The sequence below is a fragment of the Thioclava sp. NG1 genome, from assembly GCF_003122275.1.
Classification (GTDB): domain Bacteria; phylum Pseudomonadota; class Alphaproteobacteria; order Rhodobacterales; family Rhodobacteraceae; genus Thioclava; species Thioclava nitratireducens.
Map to the genome: position 1 here is coordinate 85,066 of NZ_QFBB01000007.1, position 18,889 is coordinate 103,954.

General features: G+C 61.3%; 17 protein-coding genes. 12 read left to right on the forward strand and 5 right to left on the reverse strand.

What is annotated here, in order from left to right:
* Positions 1-96 precede the first annotated feature (96 nt).
* Positions 97-1,902: a phosphogluconate dehydratase gene (edd, locus tag DEM26_RS14445; RefSeq protein WP_109172693.1), complete on the reverse strand. Its 1,806-nt coding sequence runs from the start codon at positions 1,900-1,902 to the stop codon at positions 97-99.
* A 240-nt stretch (positions 1,903-2,142) separates the two neighbouring features.
* On the opposite strand from edd, the gene DEM26_RS14450 reads away from it, so the two are divergent.
* The 7 genes from DEM26_RS14450 to DEM26_RS14480 all read left to right on the forward strand — a co-directional run bounded on the left by DEM26_RS14450 (position 2,143) and on the right by DEM26_RS14480 (position 8,745).
* Positions 2,143-3,351: an RSP_2647 family RNA methyltransferase gene (locus tag DEM26_RS14450; RefSeq protein ID WP_109172694.1), complete on the forward strand. Its 1,209-nt coding sequence runs from the start codon at positions 2,143-2,145 to the stop codon at positions 3,349-3,351.
* Positions 3,351-3,893 carry an RSP_2648 family PIN domain-containing protein gene (locus DEM26_RS14455; protein WP_109172695.1) on the forward strand — a complete coding sequence of 181 codons (543 nt, stop codon included), beginning with the start codon at positions 3,351-3,353 and terminating at the stop codon, positions 3,891-3,893. Before DEM26_RS14450 ends, DEM26_RS14455 begins: the two co-directional genes overlap by 1 nt.
* A 64-nt stretch (positions 3,894-3,957) precedes the next feature.
* Positions 3,958-4,458, forward strand: coding sequence for a DUF2478 domain-containing protein (locus tag DEM26_RS14460; protein ID WP_109172696.1), 501 nt, complete (start codon positions 3,958-3,960; stop codon positions 4,456-4,458).
* A gap of 106 nt (positions 4,459-4,564) precedes the next feature.
* Complete coding sequence (gene zwf / locus DEM26_RS14465; RefSeq protein ID WP_088727761.1) at positions 4,565-6,019, forward strand: glucose-6-phosphate dehydrogenase; 1,455 nt, start codon at positions 4,565-4,567, stop codon at positions 6,017-6,019.
* Entirely contained in the window at positions 6,016-6,687 is a 672-nt protein-coding gene (pgl, locus tag DEM26_RS14470) for a 6-phosphogluconolactonase (protein WP_109172697.1), read from the forward strand. Before zwf ends, pgl begins: the two co-directional genes overlap by 4 nt.
* A 16-nt stretch (positions 6,688-6,703) precedes the next feature.
* The gene (gene pgi, locus DEM26_RS14475) at positions 6,704-8,311 is read left to right on the forward strand and encodes a glucose-6-phosphate isomerase (RefSeq protein WP_109172698.1); all 1,608 of its coding nucleotides are present in this window, start codon (positions 6,704-6,706) and stop codon (positions 8,309-8,311) included.
* 113 nt (positions 8,312-8,424) lie between these two features.
* Entirely contained in the window at positions 8,425-8,745 is a 321-nt protein-coding gene (locus DEM26_RS14480) for a hypothetical protein (protein WP_088724881.1), read from the forward strand.
* Here the strand turns inward: DEM26_RS14480 and DEM26_RS14485 are convergent.
* Positions 8,742-9,167, reverse strand: coding sequence for a DUF1489 family protein (locus DEM26_RS14485; RefSeq protein WP_075775615.1), 426 nt, complete (start codon positions 9,165-9,167; stop codon positions 8,742-8,744). The two genes, DEM26_RS14480 and DEM26_RS14485, sit on opposite strands and share 4 nt — an antisense overlap.
* Positions 9,168-9,326: 159 nt before the next feature.
* Here DEM26_RS14485 and DEM26_RS14490 point away from each other — a divergent pair, with 159 nt between their 5' ends.
* The 5 genes from DEM26_RS14490 (at position 9,327) to DEM26_RS14510 (ending at position 14,390) form a co-directional block, all read left to right on the forward strand.
* Positions 9,327-11,591, forward strand: coding sequence for an adenosylcobalamin-dependent ribonucleoside-diphosphate reductase (locus DEM26_RS14490; protein WP_075775614.1), 2,265 nt, complete (start codon positions 9,327-9,329; stop codon positions 11,589-11,591).
* Positions 11,592-12,192: 601 nt separating this feature from the next.
* A complete protein-coding gene (trpS, locus tag DEM26_RS14495; protein ID WP_109172699.1) occupies positions 12,193-13,194 on the forward strand; it encodes a tryptophan--tRNA ligase in 1,002 nt (333 codons plus the stop codon).
* A complete protein-coding gene (locus DEM26_RS14500) occupies positions 13,191-13,742 on the forward strand; it encodes a hypothetical protein (RefSeq protein WP_109172700.1) in 552 nt (183 codons plus the stop codon). Before trpS ends, DEM26_RS14500 begins: the two co-directional genes overlap by 4 nt.
* 167 nt (positions 13,743-13,909) lie before the next feature.
* On the forward strand, positions 13,910-14,179 hold the full coding sequence (locus DEM26_RS14505) for a type II toxin-antitoxin system PrlF family antitoxin (protein ID WP_109172701.1): 270 nt from the start codon (positions 13,910-13,912) through the stop codon (positions 14,177-14,179).
* 1 nt (position 14,180) lies between these two features.
* A complete protein-coding gene (locus DEM26_RS14510) occupies positions 14,181-14,390 on the forward strand; it encodes a hypothetical protein (protein ID WP_109172702.1) in 210 nt (69 codons plus the stop codon).
* 190 nt (positions 14,391-14,580) lie between these two features.
* On the opposite strand, the gene DEM26_RS14515 is transcribed toward DEM26_RS14510, so the two are convergent.
* From DEM26_RS14515 to DEM26_RS14525, 3 genes are read right to left on the reverse strand one after another with little or no spacing between them, the layout of a single operon-like run.
* Entirely contained in the window at positions 14,581-16,518 is a 1,938-nt protein-coding gene (locus DEM26_RS14515) for a DUF3732 domain-containing protein (RefSeq protein ID WP_109172703.1), read from the reverse strand.
* Positions 16,515-17,018, reverse strand: coding sequence for a three component ABC system middle component (locus DEM26_RS14520; RefSeq protein WP_109172704.1), 504 nt, complete (start codon positions 17,016-17,018; stop codon positions 16,515-16,517). The genes DEM26_RS14515 and DEM26_RS14520 overlap by 4 nt, the downstream gene beginning before the upstream one ends.
* Positions 17,011-18,213, reverse strand: a complete 1,203-nt coding sequence (locus DEM26_RS14525) for an ABC-three component system protein (protein WP_109172705.1) — start codon at positions 18,211-18,213, stop codon at positions 17,011-17,013. The genes DEM26_RS14520 and DEM26_RS14525 overlap by 8 nt, the downstream gene beginning before the upstream one ends.
* Between the last annotated feature and the right edge of the window lie 676 nt (positions 18,214-18,889).

An 18,889-nucleotide genomic window follows, 5' to 3' on the forward strand; every position in this document is an offset into this window, starting at 1 on the left:
AGGGAAGGACGCTCCGCGGGGGATATTTCTTGCCAAGCCGAAAGCAGAACCCTGTTTTCGCCTTGGCGGAAATATCCCGGCCGGAGGCAAGAAAACTCAAAGCACCACTGAGGCGCCTTTGGTGGACGGGCCGACATGGGTGCGGAAGGCGCCGAACAGCTCGCGGCCGAGGCCGAACTGGTTGCCGCTGAGGTCGGGTTCGACCGGCGCGCGGCTCTCGAAGCCTTCGCTCAGGCAGGTCAGCTCGCCCGTCGTCGCGTCGAGCCGCACCATATCGCCGTCCTGCAGCTTCGCAAGCGGCCCGCCATCGGCGGCCTCGGGGGAGACATGGATTGCTGCGGGAACCTTGCCCGATGCGCCCGACATCCGGCCATCGGTGACCAGTGCCACTTTCAGCCCGCGATCCTGCAGCACTGCGAGGGTCGGGGTGAGAGAGTGCAACTCCGGCATCCCGTTCGCCTTAGGTCCCTGGAAGCGCACCACGACGATCGTGTCTGAGGTGAATTCGCCCGCCTTGAAGGCGTCCTTCACCTCGTGCTGTTCCTTGAACACGCGGACCGGCGCCTCGATCACATGGCGCTCCGGCGCGACGGCGGAAACCTTGATCACGCCGCGGCCGAGATTGCCTTCGAGCTGCTTCAGGCCACCGGTCTTCTGGAACGGATCGGCGGGTTTGCGCAGAATCTTTTCGTTCTGGCTCTCGGGATCGGCCTCTTCCCAGACCAGACCGTCCTCGGTGATCTTCGGCTCCTGCGTGTAGCGGGTCAGCCCGTCGCCCGCGACGGTCTTGGCGTCCTCGTGCAGCAGGCCCGCGTCGAGCAGATGACGGATCATGAATTGCAGACCGCCCGCGGCGTGGAAGTGGTTCACGTCGGCGAGGCCGTTGGGGTAGACTTTCGCCATCAGCGGCACGACCGAGGAAATCTCGTCGAAATCTTCCAGATCGAGCACGATCCCGGCGGCGCGCGCCATCGCCGGCAGGTGCAGCACATGGTTGGTCGAGCCACCGGTGGCCATCAGCCCCACCATGCCGTTCACGAAGGCCTTCTCGTCGAGCACTTCCGACGCCGGGCGGTAGTCATTGCCGAGCGCGGTGATCTCGGCGGCGCGTTTCGCGCCTGCGACCGTCAGCGCATCGCGCAGCGGCGTGTTCGGGTTCACGAAGGAGGCGCCGGGCAGGTGAAGCCCCATGAACTCCATCAGCATCTGGTTGGTATTCGCGGTGCCGTAGAAAGTGCAGGTGCCTGGACCATGATAGGAAGCCATCTCTGCGGCCATCAGCGCGTCGCGGCCGACTTCGCCGGCGGCGAATTGCTGGCGCACCTTGGCCTTCTCGTCATTGGGCAGGCCGGTCGTCATCGGCCCCGCGGGGATGAAGATCGCCGGGATATGCCCGAAGGTCGCGGCGGCCATGATGAGCCCGGGCACGATCTTGTCGCAGACGCCGAGATAGAGCGCCGCGTCGAAGGTGTTGTGGCTGAGCGCCACTGCCGCGGCCATCGCGATCACGTCGCGCGAGAAGAGCGACAGGTCCATCCCCGGCTGGCCCTGTGTGACGCCGTCGCACATCGCGGGCACCCCGCCCGCGACCTGTGCCGTCGCCCCCACCTCGCGCAGCGCAGCCTTGATCGTCTGCGGGAAGGTTTCGAAGGGCTGGTGGGCCGAGAGCATGTCGTTATAGGCGGTCACGATGCCCACGTTGGGGGCGCGTTCGCCGGCGAGCTTGTCCTTGTCCTCTCCCATCGCGGCATAGGCATGGGCCTGGTTGCCGCAGCTGAGATGCGCCCGGGCGGGCCCTGCATCGGCGGCGGCCTGCATCCGGGCGAGATAGTCGCCGCGCGGGCCTTCGGAGCGGGCGCGGATTCGGTCGGTCACACGGGCGATTGTGGCATCGAGGGTCATCGGCGGGGCCTTTCCTTGCTATGCATCTGATGCGGAACATGCAGCCCGTAAGGGCCGCTCGCGCAGCGGGCGCGGATCGCGGTTGCGTCCTCGCTACCATGTTAGCGCTAACGCCGCAACCCGTTCCCTTTGTCGATTATCTGGGGCAGAGCGGGGATGCGGCAAGCGCGAGGGCTTTCGCGCCGGGTCGCTTGGCGCTAGGAAGGCCGCGCCTGAGACAGCGCGCGCAAGGAGCCCCCGATGAGCCAGTCCGAAGACCCCGCCACCCGTCCGACCGTCCGGCTGCGCCCGAAAGCCGAGGCCCGCGCGATCCGCCACGGCTTTCCCTGGGTTTATGCGGACGAGCTGGTGACCGACCGCCGCACCAAGGCGATCGCGCCCGGCACGATCGCGACGCTGGAGGATGGCGAGCGCCGTCCGCTCGCGACGGTTACGGTCAATCCGAACTCCAAAATCATCGCGCGGGTGATGAGCCGCGACGCCGAGGCGGTGATCGATCGCAACTGGCTCACTGTGAAGCTGGCCCGGGCGCTCGAGATGCGCGTGCGCCTGTTCGATGCGCCTTTCTATCGCTTGGTTCATGCCGAGGCGGACGGGCTGCCCGGTGTCATCATCGACCGGTTCGGTGACGCGGCGGTGATCCAGCCGAACGCGGCATGGTCGGAGGTGATGATCGCCGATCTCGAGGCCGCGCTGGCCGAGGTCACGGGCGTCACCACGATCATCAAGAACGGCGCAGGCCGGGCCCGCAATCTCGAAGGTCTCGACGAGGAGATGGTCACGCTCCGTGGCGGGATCGACGCCCCGGTCGAGGTGCCGATGAACGGAGCAATTTACCTCGCCGATCTGATGGGCGGGCAGAAGACTGGGCTTTTCTACGACCAGCGCCCGAACCACGCATTTGCGTCGCGGCTGGCCGAGGGCGCGCGGGTGCTGGATGTCTTCTCTCACGTGGGCGGCTTCGCTTTGGCCGCGCTGGCCGGTGGCGCGCAATCCGCTTTGTCGGTCGATGCGTCTGCGTCGGCGCTCGAGCTGGCAAGCAAGGGCGCCGAGGCGATGGGCGCCAGCGCCCGGTTCGCGACGCGTCAGGGGGACGCTTTCGATACGCTCGACGCTTTGGGTCAAGAAGATAAGCGGTTCGATCTGGTGATCTGCGATCCGCCCGCCTTCGCCCCCGCCAAGCCCGCGCTGCAAGCGGGGCTGCGTGCCTATGAGCGGATCGCCCGGATGGCCGCGCCGCTGGTCGAACCGGGCGGCTATCTGGTGCTGTGCTCCTGCTCGCATGCCGCCGATCTGTCGCAATTCCGCGCAGCTTGCACGCGTGGCATCGGCAAGGCGGGGCGGTCCGCGCAGCTGATCCACACCGGTTATGCCGGGCCGGACCACCCGATGCTGCCGCAACTGGCGGAATCAGGTTACCTGAAATCACTGTTCTTCCGGCTCGACTGATGCGGGTCGTGCTCGATGCCTGCGTGCTCTACCCGACGGTGCTACGCGAGATATTGATCGGGGCGGCGAAGGCGGGGCTCTATCGTCCGCTCTGGTCGGCGCGGATTCTCGAGGAATGGGCGCGGGCCGCCGCGCGCCGCGCGCCCGCCGACGAAGCGGTTGCGCGGGGCGAGATCGCGCTGCTGCGCGCCACCTTCCCGAAGGCCGAGGTGGCGGCGCAGCCGGGAATCGAGGACCGGCTGGTCTTGCCCGACGAAAACGATCTGCACGTTCTGGCCGTGGCGATCGCGGGCAGCGCCGATGCGATCCTGACCTTCAACGCGCAGGACTTCCCGCGCGGGACACTGGCGGGCGAGGGGCTGGAGCGGCGTGATCCGGACGGGTTCCTCTGGCAGCTTCTGTCCGAGCACCCCGAGAAGATGCGCGCCATCACCGAATCCGTACGCGCCGAGGCAGAGCGTTTGTCGGGCGAGCCGCAGCCGATCCGGGCGCTGATGAAACGGGCGCGTCTGCCGCGCTTCGGCAAGGCGCTGGCGGCGTGATCTTGCGCTCCGTCTCCGGGTGTGGCCCCTTGACCGCCCGCGAAAGCCTCGCCAAACAGACGCAATGATCGGGTTCATCACATGCCAAGAGCGCGGCGCGGCCGACAAGCTCCTTGCCCAGCTCGCCGACAGGCTGCTGTCGCAAGGGCGCGACGTGATTGGCATGGTGCGCGCCGAGGTGCCGCAGCGGTTCGATTGCGAGATGCATCTGCGCATCCTCCCCGAGGGCGAAACCCGCACAATTTCGCAGGATCTGGGGCAGGGCGCGGGGGCGTGTTCGCTCGACGCGGGTGCGCTCGAAGAGGTCGTCGCACAGGTCGGCCATGCGCTCGAGATGGCGCAACCGGGCACCATCGTGATCCTCAACAAGTTCGGCAAACAGGAAGCCGCGGGGCGCGGCTGTCGCGACCTGATCGCGCAGGCGATGGCCTCCGATTTTCCGGTGCTTCTGTCCGTTCCGCCAGAAACGCGCGCGGATTTCGCGGCGTTCACGGATGGTTTGGCCGAAGAAATCCTGCCGGATATTCAGGCGCTTGAGGCATTTCTCTCGCGTGAGAGCGCTTAATCCGCGCCCTTACGTTGTCTCGCGCCGCTGCCATGCTAGACTTGTTCCGCTAAGGTGAGTACAAGGGGGTCGTTAGCGCTAACGGACCCCAAACACGGAGCAGCCCATGGTTTCGCGCGTCATTCCCGTCGAACGTTTCGACCTGGTGATTTTCGGCGCCACTGGCGACCTCGCCAATCGCAAAATTCTCCCCGGCCTGTTTCGGCGCTATTGCGCGGGACAGATTCCCGAAGGCTCCACCATCATCGGTGCCGCGCGCTCGGAGATGACCCCGGATGAATTCCGCGATCAGGTCCGCGCGGCGATCGCCGAATTCGGTGGCAGCAAATGCGACGACGAAGGAGCGCTGGACGGGTTCTTGCCGATGCTCGACTATGTCGCGATCGACGCGAAAGGCGATGGCGGCTGGGATGATCTGAAATCGAAAGTCCGCGGCGACACGGTCAACGCGTTCTACTTCTCGGTGGCGCCCTCGCTGTTCGGCGACCTCGCGGAGCGGCTGCACAAGCGCGGGATCGCGGGGCCGGATGCCCGGATCGTCGTGGAAAAGCCCTTCGGGCGCGACCTCGCCTCTGCCAAGGCGCTCAACGCCGTCCTCGCGGAGTATTTCGACGAGACACAGATCTACCGGATCGACCATTATCTCGGCAAAGAAACCGTGCAAAACCTGATGGCGGTACGCTTCGCCAACATCCTGTTCGAGCCGCTCTGGAACAGTCAGTTTGTCGATCATGTGCAAATAACGGTCGCCGAAACGGTCGGCGTAGGCGGTCGCGGATCGTATTATGACAAGTCGGGCGCGATGCGCGACATGGTGCAGAACCACTTGATGCAGCTACTGTGCCTGATCGCGATGGAGCCGCCTTACCACTTCGACCCCGATGCGGTGCGCGACGAAAAACTCAAGGTGATCCGGGCTCTGCAGCCTGTCGCACCTGCCGATATCGTGCGCGGCCAATACGTGGCGAGCAAGGACGCGCCCGGCTATCTGGAAGATGCCGAGGACCCGGAGTCGACGACCGAGAGCTATATCGCGATGAAATGCCATGTCGCGAACTGGCGCTGGGTCAACACGCCCTTCTACCTGCGCACCGGTAAGCGGCTGCGGGCCCGCACGTCCGAGATCGCGATCACCTTCAAGCAGCCGCCGCACCAGATCTTCGACGAGGCCGAGGGCGAGTGGCGCGAGAACGTGCTCGTGATCCGGCTCCAGCCCAACGAGGGTATGAACCTGAAGATGATGATCAAAGAGCCGGGGCCGGGCGGCATGCGCCTCGTGCAGGTGCCGCTCGATATGTCCTTCGCGGAAGCTCTCGGCGAAGAGGCCGACATCACCGACGCTTACGAGCGGCTGATCATGGACGTCATCCGCGGCAACCAGACGCTGTTCATGCGCGGCGACGAGGTTGAAGCGGCTTGGGCCTGGACCGATCCGATCATCGAAGGCTGGGAGTCGCGCGGCGACAAACCTCAAAGCTATGACAGCGGTTCGTCGGGCCCCGATGACGCGTTGATGCTGATGCATCGGGACGGCCGCCGCTGGCGGGAGATTCGCGAATGAATTTCGAAAGTTACCCCGATCGCGAGATGCTTATGATGGGGCTTGCGGACCGCATCGCGAGCCAGCTTCGCGCGGCAATCAACAACGAGGGCCGCGCGACCTTGTCGGTGCCGGGCGGCTCCACGCCCGGACCGATATTCGATATCCTCTCGGATATCGATCTGGACTGGTCCAAGGTCGCGGTGCTGCTCAATGACGAGCGTTGGGTGCCCGAAACCTCGGAGCGGTCGAATACGCGCCTGATCCGCGCGCGGCTCCTGACGGGCCGGGCGGCGGCGGCGACGCTGGTGCCACTCTATGCTGAAGCGGAGCGGCCCGAGGACAAAATGACGGAACTGGCCGCCGGGATCGAACCGCATCTGCCGATCTCCGTCCTGCTTCTGGGTATGGGCGCGGATATGCATACGGCGAGCCTGTTCCCCGGTGCCGACCGCCTGAAAGAGGCGTTGTCGAACGACGCGCCGATCCTGTTGACGATGCGCGCCGAAGCTGCGGGCGAGCCGCGTATCACGCTCTCGGCCCCGGTGCTGCGCGATGCGATGCACACGCATATCCTGATCACCGGGCCGGAGAAGCGCGCGGCGATCGAAGCGGCGGAAAAGCTCCCCGTGGAACAGGCGCCGGTGCGCGCCGTTCTCAAGGACGCGACCGTGCACTGGGCTGAATAAGGGAGCACTTTCACCGATGACCATCTGGCAAGACCTCCTCGACAAGGCGCAATCCGTGCAGTCCCGCGAAATCGCGGAATTGTTCGAAAAGGACAATCGCGCGTCCCGTTTCAGCCGCGAAACCGGGCCATTCCTGTTCGATTTCTCCAAGACCAACATCGACTCGGAAACGCTCGACCTGCTGGTGAAGCTGGCCGAGGAGAAGGGCGTCGCGGCCCGCGCGGAAGCGATGTTCACCGGTGAGAAAATCAACGACACGGAAGGCCGCGCGGTGCTGCATACCGCGCTGCGCAATCTCGACACGGACGTGTTCGTCGATGGCGAGAACGTCATGCCCGATGTCCGCGCAACCTATGCCCGTATGGAAGCGTTCGCCCGCGACGTTCGCGAGGGCAAGTTCAAGGGTCAGGGCGGCAAGATCACCGATGTGGTCAATATCGGCATCGGCGGCTCGGACCTTGGCCCGGCGATGGCGACGCTGGCGCTTGCGCCTTATCACGACGGTCCCCGCTGCCATTTCGTGTCCAATGTGGACGGGGCGCATATCCATGACACGCTGGCAGGTCTGAGCCCGGAAACGACGCTGGTGATCGTCGCCTCCAAGACCTTCACCACGATCGAGACGATGACCAACGCCGAGACGGCAAAGCGCTGGATGGCCGAGAAGGTCGCGGACCCGGCGCAGCAATTCGCAGCGCTCTCGACCGCTGCCGACAAGACCGCCGCCTTCGGCATCGACGAGGCACGCGTCTTCGGGTTCGCCGATTGGGTTGGCGGGCGCTATTCGATGTGGGGGCCGATCGGGCTGTCGCTGATGATTGCGATCGGGCCGGAGGATTTCGCAGATTTTCTCAAAGGCGCCGCTAAGATGGATGCCCATTTCCGCGCCGCCGATTACAAGGACAACCTGCCGGTTATGCTGGCGCTGGTGGGTATCTGGCACAATCAGTTCTGCGACTACGCTACCCGTGCGGTTCTGCCCTATGATCAAAGGCTTGCGCGGCTGCCGGCCTATCTTCAGCAACTGGAGATGGAGAGCAACGGCAAGCGCGTGAGCATGGATGGCAAGAACCTGCCTTACAATTCGGGCCCCGTCGTCTGGGGCGAGCCGGGCACCAACGGCCAGCACGCATTCTACCAGCTGATTCACCAGGGTACGCGGGTCATTCCCTGCGAATTCATGGTCGCGGCCGAGGGGCATGAGCCCGATCTGGCGCATCAGCACATGTTGCTCGTGGCCAACTGCCTTGCCCAATCCGAGGCGCTGATGCGGGGGCGCTCGCTCGCCGAGGCGACCGAGATCATGCGCAAGAAAGGCTTCGAGGGCGATGAGCTGGACCGTCAGGCGCGGCACCGTGTTTTTCCGGGCTCGCGGCCATCAACGACGCTGCTCTATCCGAAACTGACCCCCGAGGTCTTCGGCGGGATCGTCGCGCTTTACGAGCATCGCGTCTTCGTCGAGGGCGTGATCCTCGGCATCAACAGCTTCGACCAATGGGGCGTGGAGTTGGGCAAGGAACTGGCGCTTGCGCTCGCGCCGGTGCTCAAAGGCGAGGATGCGGGAGAGGGCAAGGACGGCTCGACCCGGCAGCTTGTCGCCCGGGTCCAGTCGCTGCGCGGCTGATCCAAACGTGTTCGGCGGTCCCGCCTGCGGGCGGAACCGCGTCGGTTATCCTTCCGTTCATCTTGCAGGCCGGGGCGCTCTACCCGCCAAGGTTCGAGTGAAGGATTTTCGCGATGATCGAGAAGATGGAAGATGGACCCGAAGGCGTCGCGGCACTCCGCGCGTCGGGCACCGTTCTCAAGCATGACGTGACCGAGGCGATGCGCCTCGTAGGCACGGCGGACCGGATGATGGTCGTCGTCGCGCCGCGCTTCGATGGCTACATGGCCGAACTGATCGGCGGGCTGCGCCAAAGCTGCGAAGACGGTCAGGCCGGGCGCTGCGCGCTGGTCGTGCCGGAGGATATGCGCTCCGAGGCGGATTTGCAGGGCGAGGGCGGCGCGTTCCGCATCTTTACCGTGCAGGCGGAGGCGGAACGCTGGCTCGGCTCTTAGCGCAGGCCGATTTCCGAGAGCGCCACGGCGAGCTCGCGGGGCAGAGCCTCTTCGCGGGCACGGCCTTTGGGCAGATCGCGGGGTGCATCCTCGGGGCTGAGATAACGCCAGCCCTGGAAGGGGCGACGCGATAGAGCCTCTGTGCGGATCACCTCGCGGTCGAGCACGATGGCGCAGCGCGCGATCCCGTCCGCGCCCATCACCTCGGACAGTTCCAGAATGCGCTGGCGCGCCAGCACCGCGCCCTTGAAGACCCAGTACAGCGACCCGCCGTTGAGGATTTCGTCTGCGCGTTTCGGCCACATGCGCGTGACATGCATGGCCGGGCCCTTGCCATAACGGCTGGCCTGCCACGCGATCAGGTCTTCGACCTTCTCGGCGCCGACGCACAGTTTTATCAGATTCACCACTTTGTCACCCATGCCCCTTAACTAGGATTTCGTTCCCGCGACGGCAATGTCCGATTTGCGTCTGGTCATGCGAAGAGGCCTTAGGTATAGTGTCAGCCCGCCCCCGACGCACGATATGCGGCGGGGGCTTTCGATTTCTGACCTCACTCGAACTGCTGCCACGAGGACCTCATGAGCCGTTTTGCCGCCCCGATTGCCGAACAGATCTGGGACATGAAATACCGCCTGAAAGAGCAGGACGGGACCCCGATCGACGCCACCGTGGAAGACAGTTGGCGGCGTATCGCGCGCGCCTTGGCCGAGGTCGAGGATAAGCCCGCGAAATGGGAAGAGAAATTCTACGGCGCGCTGGAAGATTTCAAATATCTCCCTGCCGGCCGTATCGCCGCAGGTGCGGGCACGGGCCGCGCCGTGACACTGTTCAACTGCTTCGTCATGGGCACGATCCCCGACAACATGGGCGGCATCTTCGACATGCTCAAGGAAGCCGCGCTGACGATGCAGCAGGGCGGGGGAATCGGCTACGACTTCTCGACCATCCGTCCGCGCGGGGCCGAGGTGAAGGGTGTCGCCGCCGATGCCTCCGGCCCGCTGAGCTTCATGGATGTCTGGGATGCGATGTGCCGCACCATCATGTCGGCGGGCTCGCGCCGTGGCGCGATGATGGCGACGATGCGGTGCGATCACCCCGATATCGAGAGCTTCATCACCGCCAAGCAGGATTCGGCCCGTCTGCGGATGTTCAACCTGTCCGTGCTGGTGACCGACGCGTTCATGGAGGCCGTGAAGGCGGATGGTCCGTGGGATCTGAAATACGGCGACAAGGTCTATCACACTCTGAACGCCCGCGATCTGTGGAACAAGATCATGCGCGCGACCTATGACTACGCCGAGCCGGGCGTGATCTTCATCGACCGCATCAACAAGATGAACAACCTCAACTATGTCGAGCAGATCGCCGCGACCAACCCCTGCGGCGAGCAGCCCCTGCCGCCCTATGGCGCCTGCCTGCTGGGCTCGATCAACCTCGCGCGGCTGGTGACGAACCCGTTCGAGGCGGATGCCGGGCTGGATCCCGAGCAGCTCGACGAGATGGTGCGCCTTGCGATCCGCATGATGGACAACGTGGTCGACGCCTCGCGCTTCCCTCTGGAGCAGCAGCGCGAAGAGGCGCAGAACAAGCGCCGCATCGGGCTGGGTGTGACCGGTCTGGCCGACGCGCTCCTGATGCTGGGCCTGCGCTATGGCTCGGAAGAGGCCGCGGCACAAACCGAAGCCTGGATGAAGCAGATCGCGCGGGCGAGCTATCTCGCCTCGGTCGATCTCGCGAAGGAGAAGGGGCCGTTCCCGCTGTTCGACGCCGAGAAATACCTCGCCTCGGGCAACATGATGCAAATGGATGACGACGTGCGCGAAGCGATCCGCGAGCACGGCATCCGCAATGCGCTGCTGACGTCCATCGCGCCCACGGGCACGATCTCGCTCTACGCGGGCAACGTCTCCAGCGGCATCGAGCCGGTCTTCGCCTATGCCTACAAGCGCAAGGTGCTGCAACCCGACGGTTCGCGCACCGAGGAAGAAGTGGTCGATTACGCGGTGCAGATGTGGCGCGACAAGTTCGGAGACAAACCGCTGCCCGACTATTTCGTCAATGCCCAGACGCTCGCGCCGATGGACCACGTCCGGATGCAGGCGGCGGCGCAGAAATGGATCGACAGCTCGATCTCCAAGACCATCAACTGCCCCGAGGATATCCCCTTCGAGGCGTTCAAATCGGTCTATATGGAAGCTTGGGACACCGGCTGCAAAGGCTGCACCACCTACCGTCCGAACGACGTCACCGGCTCGGTTCTCAGCGTTTCCGAGAAGTCCGAAGACGCGCCGGAAGTCGATGAGGGCGCCGATGTGGTCTACCTGACCGAGCCGCTGGACCGTCCCGCGGCGCTCGAAGGCTCGACCTACAAGATCAAGTGGCCGGGCTCGGAGCACGCGATCTACATCACGATTAACGACATCGTCCAAGGCGGCCATCGCCGTCCCTTCGAGGTCTTCATCAACTCCAAGAACATGGAGCATTTCGCCTGGACCGTGGCGCTGACCCGGATGATCTCGGCGGTGTTCCGGCGCGGTGGCGATGTCTCCTTCGTGGTCGAGGAGCTGAAAGCCGTGTTCGATCCGCGCGGTGGCGCTTGGATGCAGGGCAAATACATCCCCTCCATGCTCGCGGCGATCGGCGGCGTCATTGAGCGTCACATGATCTCCATCGGCTTTCTCGAAGGCGAGGGCATGGGCCTGAAATCCGACCCCGAGGCCGACCGTATGGCCATCGGCGAAGCCCCCCGCGGCAAGGCCTGCCCGTCCTGCGGTTCCTACGCCCTCCGGATGGTCGAAGGCTGCATGACCTGCGCCGATTGCGGCCATTCGAAATGCGGCTGAGCTGATCCGGCTATTGATATGAAAAGATGTTGAGCCCACCATAAATCTGCAATTTTGCGCCTTCCGGCTGCAATTCTTGCACGAATAAAATTGCAACAGCAGCTCCAGTCGGGGCTGCTGTTGCTCGTTTCTCGGGAGCAGCGAAGCATTCCGCTCCCGGCCGATATTACTGAGATGACGGCCAGTCGTATCGCACGAGTGCGTTGTTCTCTCCCCACTCCTCAATGATGGTGTTCTGGAACCAGTCTGCTTGGAGGTTGGCGTGATCAAGAACCGTCAACTAAAAGATCACCGTTCGCATGCATGAGCCCGGACCTCAGTTGACGGTGGTTTGATCACCAACGAGAGATCGATAAAGGGGTTAGTTCAATAGTGCGGCCCGCGAAGCGGTTTCTTGCGCTTGCCCGTTCTCAGCGGTTGACGGGCGCTAACTGACAGCATAACGAACTCCTCATGGAACACATGATCGCCACCGCAAACTTCTGGTGGCCGGCCAGCTGATAGGCGGCCGGACGCTTCATGCTACCCGGGCCGCCGCGAAGGCGGCCTTTTCTTGTTTCCAGCTTCCTTTGCGGCGTCCCTCCCATCTCGAGAGGACACCATGATCCAACCCATACTCCTGACCGGTGATCGCACGACCGGCCCCCTGCATCTCGGCCATTATGCCGGGTCTTTGCGCTCGCGGCTGGACCTGCTGGACAGCCATGAAACCTATCTGCTTCTGGCTGATGCGCAGGCGCTGACGGACAATGCGCACGACCCGGAAAAAGTGCGCCGCAACGTCATCGAAGTCGCGCTCGACTATCTCGCCGTCGGGATCGACCCCACGAAGAGCACGATCTGCCTGCAATCGCATCTGCCGGCACTGGCCGAGCTGTCGATGCTCTATTTGAACTTCGTGAGCGTTGCGCGGCTGGAGCGCAATCCGACGATCAAGACAGAGATCGCCGCGCGCGGGTTCGGACGCGACATTCCCGCGGGCTTTCTATGCTATCCCGCAGCGCAGGCAGCGGACATCACGGCGTTCAAGGCCACCGTCGTTCCGGTCGGAGAAGATCAGGCGCCGCTCATCGAGCAGACCAATGAGATCGCGCGTCGGATCAACGCCGTCGCGGGGCGCGATGTCTTGCCCGAGGCGCGGGCGATCATCCCGCGCTCCGGGCGTCTCCCTGGCGTTGATGGGAGGGCCAAGATGTCGAAGTCTGGTGGCAATGCGATCCCGCTCTCGGCGACACCCGATCAGATCTCGGCAGCGGTGCGCGCGATGTTTACCGATCCGGCACACTTGCGTGTCGAAGATCCCGGTCGCGTCGAGGGAAATGTCGTCTTCACCTATCTCGACGCCTTCGATCCGGATACCCAGACCCTCGAGGAGCTCAAGGCGCGGTATCGGCATGGCGGGCTGGGCGATGGGAAGATCAAGAAACGGCTCGACGAGATCCTTCAGGCCCTTGTCGCACCGATCCGAAACCGGCGCGCGGAGTTTGCCCAAGAACCGGATTTCGTGCTCGACGTGATCCGGGTGGGCACGGAACGCGCGAGAGTGGTGACAGAAGCGACGAAAAAGGAGGTGGTCGACGGGCTCGGCCTGTTTGCTCTATGACAACCAACGATCATTTCACGCGCATCCGTTTCCTCGACTTCGAGGCATGTTCCGTGAGTGCCGCATCCTGGCCTATCGAGGTCGGGGTCTCTCGTCTCCTGTTCGGAGAAGAGGGCGTCAGTGTTGCTACCTGGGACAGCACGATCCGACCTCATACAAGTTGGCCGATTTCCGAATGTTCGGAGAAGAGCGCGAAGGTCCACAACATCCCTCTCAATGAGCTTCTTGAGGGGGCCGACGCGATCGGCGTCGCGGAAAAGGCATTTGAAGAGCTCCGGGGTTGCGTGGTTCTGTCCGATGCGCCGCCATATGAGACACTATGGCTGGATCGTTTGCTTGCGCTCATTGAACGCGAGGGGCAGATCTTCATCGAAGACTTTCATGCGGCGTCGTTCGGCTCGTTTTCCGGGCGTGTGCTTGATGATCTCTATGAGTTTCTGGAGCGCCATCGCGCGCCGCACCGGGCGGGGCGAGATAGCGCACGCTTGGCTCGGTCTTGGATGCGGGCATTGGCAAGTGACGCGCAAGGGGCGCTTGGCAACAGGTAGTGCGAGGGCGATACTTCGCATTGCTGTAAGCTCGCGCCAGGAAGTTTGTCCGCAACCCAGAAGCGACTACTGTTCCTTCGAGGTAAGCGATAACCGTCTCAGGAGTTTTCACGAGAAAGAGCATTCGCGACGGCAACAAATCGGATCGATCTGATCAGGTTCCGGCTTTGATCGACAAATCACGGCAGCTGAAGTCGTGCGCAAAAGATCAGATTGATTGGCGCATTGCGGCGAAGGTCTGCAAACATGGCATTGCGGGCGGTGCTTTTGCGGCGGATGCAGATTTACTCTCGGCGCTCGATTTCCTTGAGGCTGACATAGAAGCATATCCGCCGGCGCTTCGGGTATTCGACCAAGCTTTGTATGATCGAATTGAAGCTTTGGTCTCAGAAGTCGATGTCGATCTCGACAAGCCGCTGTCATTGGATGACGACTGACATGACGAAGAAAGACAAAGAATACAATGTCGGTTCGGAGGATACGTCGTCCAAGGAAGGGCGGTTTGCCCTCGACCAGTTTGCCGAGGCCATGTCGAAGCCCGGCCCTGAAGAGGAAGCGTTTTTCGCGCGCCGACGTGAACGTGGCTTGGGAGTGGGTCTCTCCGAAGACGGTGAGATCATCTATGCTCGATCTCCTCGCGAAAAGTAGTTCTGCTGGCGGGAAACGATGACCGTGTAACTTGGACTGTGGGCAGCTAATGACCTGCCACGGGTCTTTCATCCAGCCGCGACCGGAGCCCGGTTGGTGTTGCTCTGCCTACGTTTTTTGGACCGCCGGACGTCGGGGCTGCTGTTGCTCGTTTCTCGGGAGCAGCGAAGCATTCCGCTCCCGGCCAATATTACTGAGAAGACGGCCAGTCGTATGGCACGAGCGCGTTGTCCCCTCTCCACTCTTCAATGATGGAGTTCTGAAACCAGTCTACTTGGAGGTTGGCGTGATCAAGCACTATCAACTGAAAGGTCGGTGCAATTTCAGAACAGGCGAACTGCATCAGTTCAAAGAGTCTTTGGACCGCGATCCGATCCTCGTCTTCTCGAAACCCTGCGAGGCTCCCATCGACAACCTCCGCCGGATAGTAGGTTTGAGTGGGTTGGTCAAAGACAAGAAAGCCAGGCACAGGTCTCATTTTTCGCCGTAGCCACCAGTGGAGTGCCAACAAGGTTAGGACGTGATATCCGACCCAATTCTCACCGCTCCCCATACGCTGCAATGGGATTGGTCCATTTTCCGTGTTCGCTACCATCGTCAGCTTGCGGAGATCGAGTCGAAGCTGGCTTCCTTGATACTCGAGACTGAGGTGGTCGCTGTATTCGGTCATCTTCGTGCTGATGTAGTCGAGACAGGTCTGAAGGCGTGAGGCGATGTCGTCGCTATTGATTTTGTCGCGCACCGCGGCGATCGCCTTGCGCAGTTCTGCGAGTTCGGCCGAACGATCCTCCTCGGTGTCTATGGCGCCGGAGGTCTCGAGAAAGTTCGAGAGACGTCCAATGAAACGGGCCTGCGCGATAAGTTGATTTTGCGATGCCCGCGCATTCTCATCTTCGGCAATGGCACGGCGCAAGTTGGCCTGAACCAGCCTAAGCGCATCAGCGGACTCGTCAATCTGACTTTGGAGAGTAGAGATGTGCTCAAGCAAATGAGGACTGTCGCTCCTCACCGCTGTTAGTTGTGCATCCACCCGAGCCAGAGATTTCATCATATCCTCTACGGCCGGAACTCGAGTAGTGAGAGGGCTTTGGCAGAGAGGACACATTTTAGCCCCACCGTCGTCCGCCCTGAAGAGGCCGAGGCTGCTTAGTCGAGAGTGCTGCTCTCTCGCCTCTGAGGAGAACTCGCTCTGGTCTGCAAGGAATGCCTCAGTAGCTCTGATGTCCTGTGTAAGGTCATGCAGTCTTTTCTGCAGGGTCGCCTGTTCACCCAATAGGCTTTCGATTGTTGCTCCGAAATCCGGAATGATCTCAGGCGCTCCGATCTCGCGAGTTAAGATCTCCCGTAGGTATGGGAATACCCTATCATCTACGGGTTGAAAGTCCTGAGGGATAAGGCCCACCCGCTTACCATCGCCAACAATTTGAACTACGCGCGATCGGCCTGCGTCAATAGCTCGAATTCTGCCGGCCTCTTCCCTCTCGAGAAGCCTCTGTCTTTCACGAAGGCGATCAAGCTCAGCAAGATGACGGAAGTGGTCCTCTCCTACAACGCCCAGGAAGAACGGTAAGGTGTCCTTCATCGCCTGCGGAAGATAATCCTCGTTCATCCGATGAAAGAGATAATCTTGGTTCGCGATCGTGCCCTGCTTCTGAAAGCACATTAGCAATGCGTGCGAGATATTTGCTTCAAGCACATCGCGTGTCCCCGAGATCGGCCTGTGCTCGTTCTCCTCGATTCCGGCGTATTTGGTCATGAAAGACTTGAGGCTGTCCTCGGTCGTATTCTTCTCGAGCTCTTCCAGTGAAGGGTAATCGTCGAAAGTTCCACGCCTAAGGTATACTTTTGATCCGGTATTCGCTGTTGGCCCAGGGTTGTCCCGAGCAACGAACACTTCATCACCATCCTTTGCTAAAAGCAGTCCAAACCATGAAACGCGCTCGCGAATAAAGCCTTCAGCAACATTGAACGTTCCTCGTCCAAGACAGTAGTCGATGATGTCGATTATCGCCGACTTGCCTGTTTTCGAGCGCCCCGTGATAATATTGAGACCGTGCTCGCGGAACTGAACCTCTCGCATCTGAGCGTGGTGACCATAGATTACCATCTTTTTGATAACGAAACTCATGGCCGACACCTCCAAGCCGAAAGCACCGTCGCCTCTGAACCAGATTTAGCAAACCACCGCGCCGCGAACTTCATACGTTCAATAACCTCCGTAGTTTCCGCAGTTGCAGTCCGGCGAAATGCGGCACCGAAGGTCACCTTGCGAGATCCCGGCCGGAGAGCGTGGCCATCCGCCAGTTCGAGCGCTGACGCCCCGATCGCAAACCGAATGCCCTCCAAAGCGTAGGGACGGACCCCAGACTGGCGCGATGGGAAACCGACCAATAGATCCTCGTTCTCCTGTGACCAAGCCAAGAGCGAGGTAATAGTCGTCTTGGGCAGACGTAGTCGAGTTGGCGCATGGAGAACGATAGCATAGGCGATCAGCAGGTAGGTGAGCGGCGCACTCTCATCTCGCTGCCGAATGTGTTCTTTGGCATACTCACACGCCAACGCACCCATGAAGGCCGGGTTAAATAGATTCGCCTCTTCCGGCGCTCGCCGTTGCCACGGTTCAATCATCGCTGTCTTCTTTGGTCTTTGGGAAGAGCGTTACATGGTCTGGGTGCCACCCAATCAGCGGGCGATCTGCAAGAGCGTGAAATGACCCTGATGTGATCCATGCCTCTACGATGTCTCGGAAGGCGATCGCTTGTTGTGATGCCCAATGACACATCTCTCGGCCAAATTGAGTCTTCTCGTCGTTGGTCGTTGGATGCGCGAGATCGAAGCGCTCATCAAAGTGCCGTTCGAAACGGTCGATCAACTTCGCATCGTATGCCGCAGTTTCTCCGTCGAGCAAGAGCGCTTCACGCGCCCACTTAGAACGCTGTGCCGAAGCGCGGTAGAAATCACGCACACCGCGCCGCACCGACCGATCATTCAACGCCACCGCGCGCATCTGCTTGACGAAAAGAAGCTGCTCGTCAGATGGTGTGTAGTCTGGGGCTTCGAGGTCTTCCGGTTCAGAAATTTTAAGGCCCTCGTTTTTGTATTTCCCGCCAATATCGTGTGCCTTGCGAACAATGTTTTGGAGCAGGATGGCGGCGCTTTTCTCTGCCAGCATTCCTTCAGCGACGGTCGCAAACCACCAGCCTTCGAGATCGTCGACCAGTTCACTGATGTGGTCTGGCGCGAGTATAAGCAGTTCACCTTCAATCTCACTTCGAACGTCGGTCAAATTTGAGTGCAGGTCGAGAACATCTATTCGCCCCAAGAAAATCTCCGCGTCCACTGGAGATAGTGATAGAAATGCCTCTCGCCCTGCAGCACTTCCTTGCGAGGTGTAGTGCCCCGCAGCTGCCGTCAGCAGCTCGCACGCTTTCTGGACATCCTTCTCAGTTCGCCCCGGCCTAAGCAGAGACATTGCTGAGCCGGGCTCGGCCTCTGAAGTGGTAATCAGAACGAAGCGCATGTCGGGTGAGATCAGCGCTCCCCTCTTGAACTCGGTGATCCAAATTCGAAGCGTCTTCCAGATATCGACGCTTCCATCGCTCATCGTCTTGGGGGTCACATGATGCTTGGCCTGTATAAGGCACTCCGCATAATCATTGGTCTCGAAGGCGATATCGTCGAACTTTTCGATCGTGATTTGCCCATTCGCTCTTTGCTTCACCCGTCGCAGGCCGAGCAGTAGGGCCAACCTGCATTGGAACAGGTAGCCAGCTAAAGATGCGGAAGCGTTGTGTGCGTCTGACAAACCGAACCAAACAAACAATCAATTCCCTAACCGTTATTGAAAACTCACGGTTGAGCAAGGAGATTTCTGAAAGATCTACATTTCCCAACCCAGTTAAGGTCACTGAGCTGTGGTGAACGAAGCAGCAGACTACTGCGCGGTTTGATCGCGATCGTCTGTGAATGAGTGGGTAATAGAGATGAAGATGTTCACGAGATTTCCGCGCTTGGTGCGTTGCCGCATCTCGAGAAGGTTTGGCTCCCTTAATGGGTTCCCGGAGGCGTTTCGGCCCCCCCCTAAATCACTCAAAATCTCGCTTATCTACTCGAAGTTGGACGGTGCTAAGTTTCAGAGTGTGCGAGGAAATCGCCGGAAATCAAAATTAACTACTTGAAATTGGACAATTCAAACAACCGATAAATACTTGAAGTTGGACGCACCGATCTTGCCTTGTCATGAAATCGGAATGCTATCAATGCCCAACTCTTCGAGAGAGACCGCGTCTGGCGCCTGAGTGCTGATCCAAAGCATCGCTCGATGTCCGCATGCCGATGCATATCCAGATTCGACGTCAGGGCTCGTATTACAGCGCTCAGCTTTACGCACAGCATAGACAGAGAGCCCGGCGCTTGATGTGTCACAAACTAAGAGCACTACACAAGGAAGAAATGAGGCCAGAGTTCCGCTTAAAGTTCCGAATCGAGTTCCGCTTTAA

Bases quoted from the DNA above. Each gene is read 5' to 3' on its own strand.
- DEM26_RS14460 (WP_109172696.1), top strand. From the start codon at position 3,958: ATGATCGGGTTCATCACATGCCAAGAGCGCGGCGCGGCCGACAAGCTC.
- DEM26_RS14510 (WP_109172702.1), top strand. From the start codon at position 14,181: ATGACGAAGAAAGACAAAGAATACAATGTCGGTTCGGAGGATACGTCG.
- zwf (WP_088727761.1), top strand. From the start codon at position 4,565: ATGGTTTCGCGCGTCATTCCCGTCGAACGTTTCGACCTGGTGATTTTC.
- DEM26_RS14515 (WP_109172703.1), bottom strand. From the start codon at position 16,518: ATGAGTTTCGTTATCAAAAAGATGGTAATCTATGGTCACCACGCTCAG.
- DEM26_RS14480 (WP_088724881.1), top strand. From the start codon at position 8,425: ATGATCGAGAAGATGGAAGATGGACCCGAAGGCGTCGCGGCACTCCGC.
- trpS (WP_109172699.1), top strand. From the start codon at position 12,193: ATGATCCAACCCATACTCCTGACCGGTGATCGCACGACCGGCCCCCTG.
- DEM26_RS14490 (WP_075775614.1), top strand. From the start codon at position 9,327: ATGAGCCGTTTTGCCGCCCCGATTGCCGAACAGATCTGGGACATGAAA.
- DEM26_RS14520 (WP_109172704.1), bottom strand. From the start codon at position 17,018: ATGATTGAACCGTGGCAACGGCGAGCGCCGGAAGAGGCGAATCTATTT.
- pgl (WP_109172697.1), top strand. From the start codon at position 6,016: ATGAATTTCGAAAGTTACCCCGATCGCGAGATGCTTATGATGGGGCTT.
- DEM26_RS14455 (WP_109172695.1), top strand. From the start codon at position 3,351: ATGCGGGTCGTGCTCGATGCCTGCGTGCTCTACCCGACGGTGCTACGC.
- DEM26_RS14485 (WP_075775615.1), bottom strand. From the start codon at position 9,167: ATGGGTGACAAAGTGGTGAATCTGATAAAACTGTGCGTCGGCGCCGAG.
- DEM26_RS14450 (WP_109172694.1), top strand. From the start codon at position 2,143: ATGAGCCAGTCCGAAGACCCCGCCACCCGTCCGACCGTCCGGCTGCGC.
- pgi (WP_109172698.1), top strand. From the start codon at position 6,704: ATGACCATCTGGCAAGACCTCCTCGACAAGGCGCAATCCGTGCAGTCC.
- DEM26_RS14500 (WP_109172700.1), top strand. From the start codon at position 13,191: ATGACAACCAACGATCATTTCACGCGCATCCGTTTCCTCGACTTCGAG.
- edd (WP_109172693.1), bottom strand. From the start codon at position 1,902: ATGACCCTCGATGCCACAATCGCCCGTGTGACCGACCGAATCCGCGCC.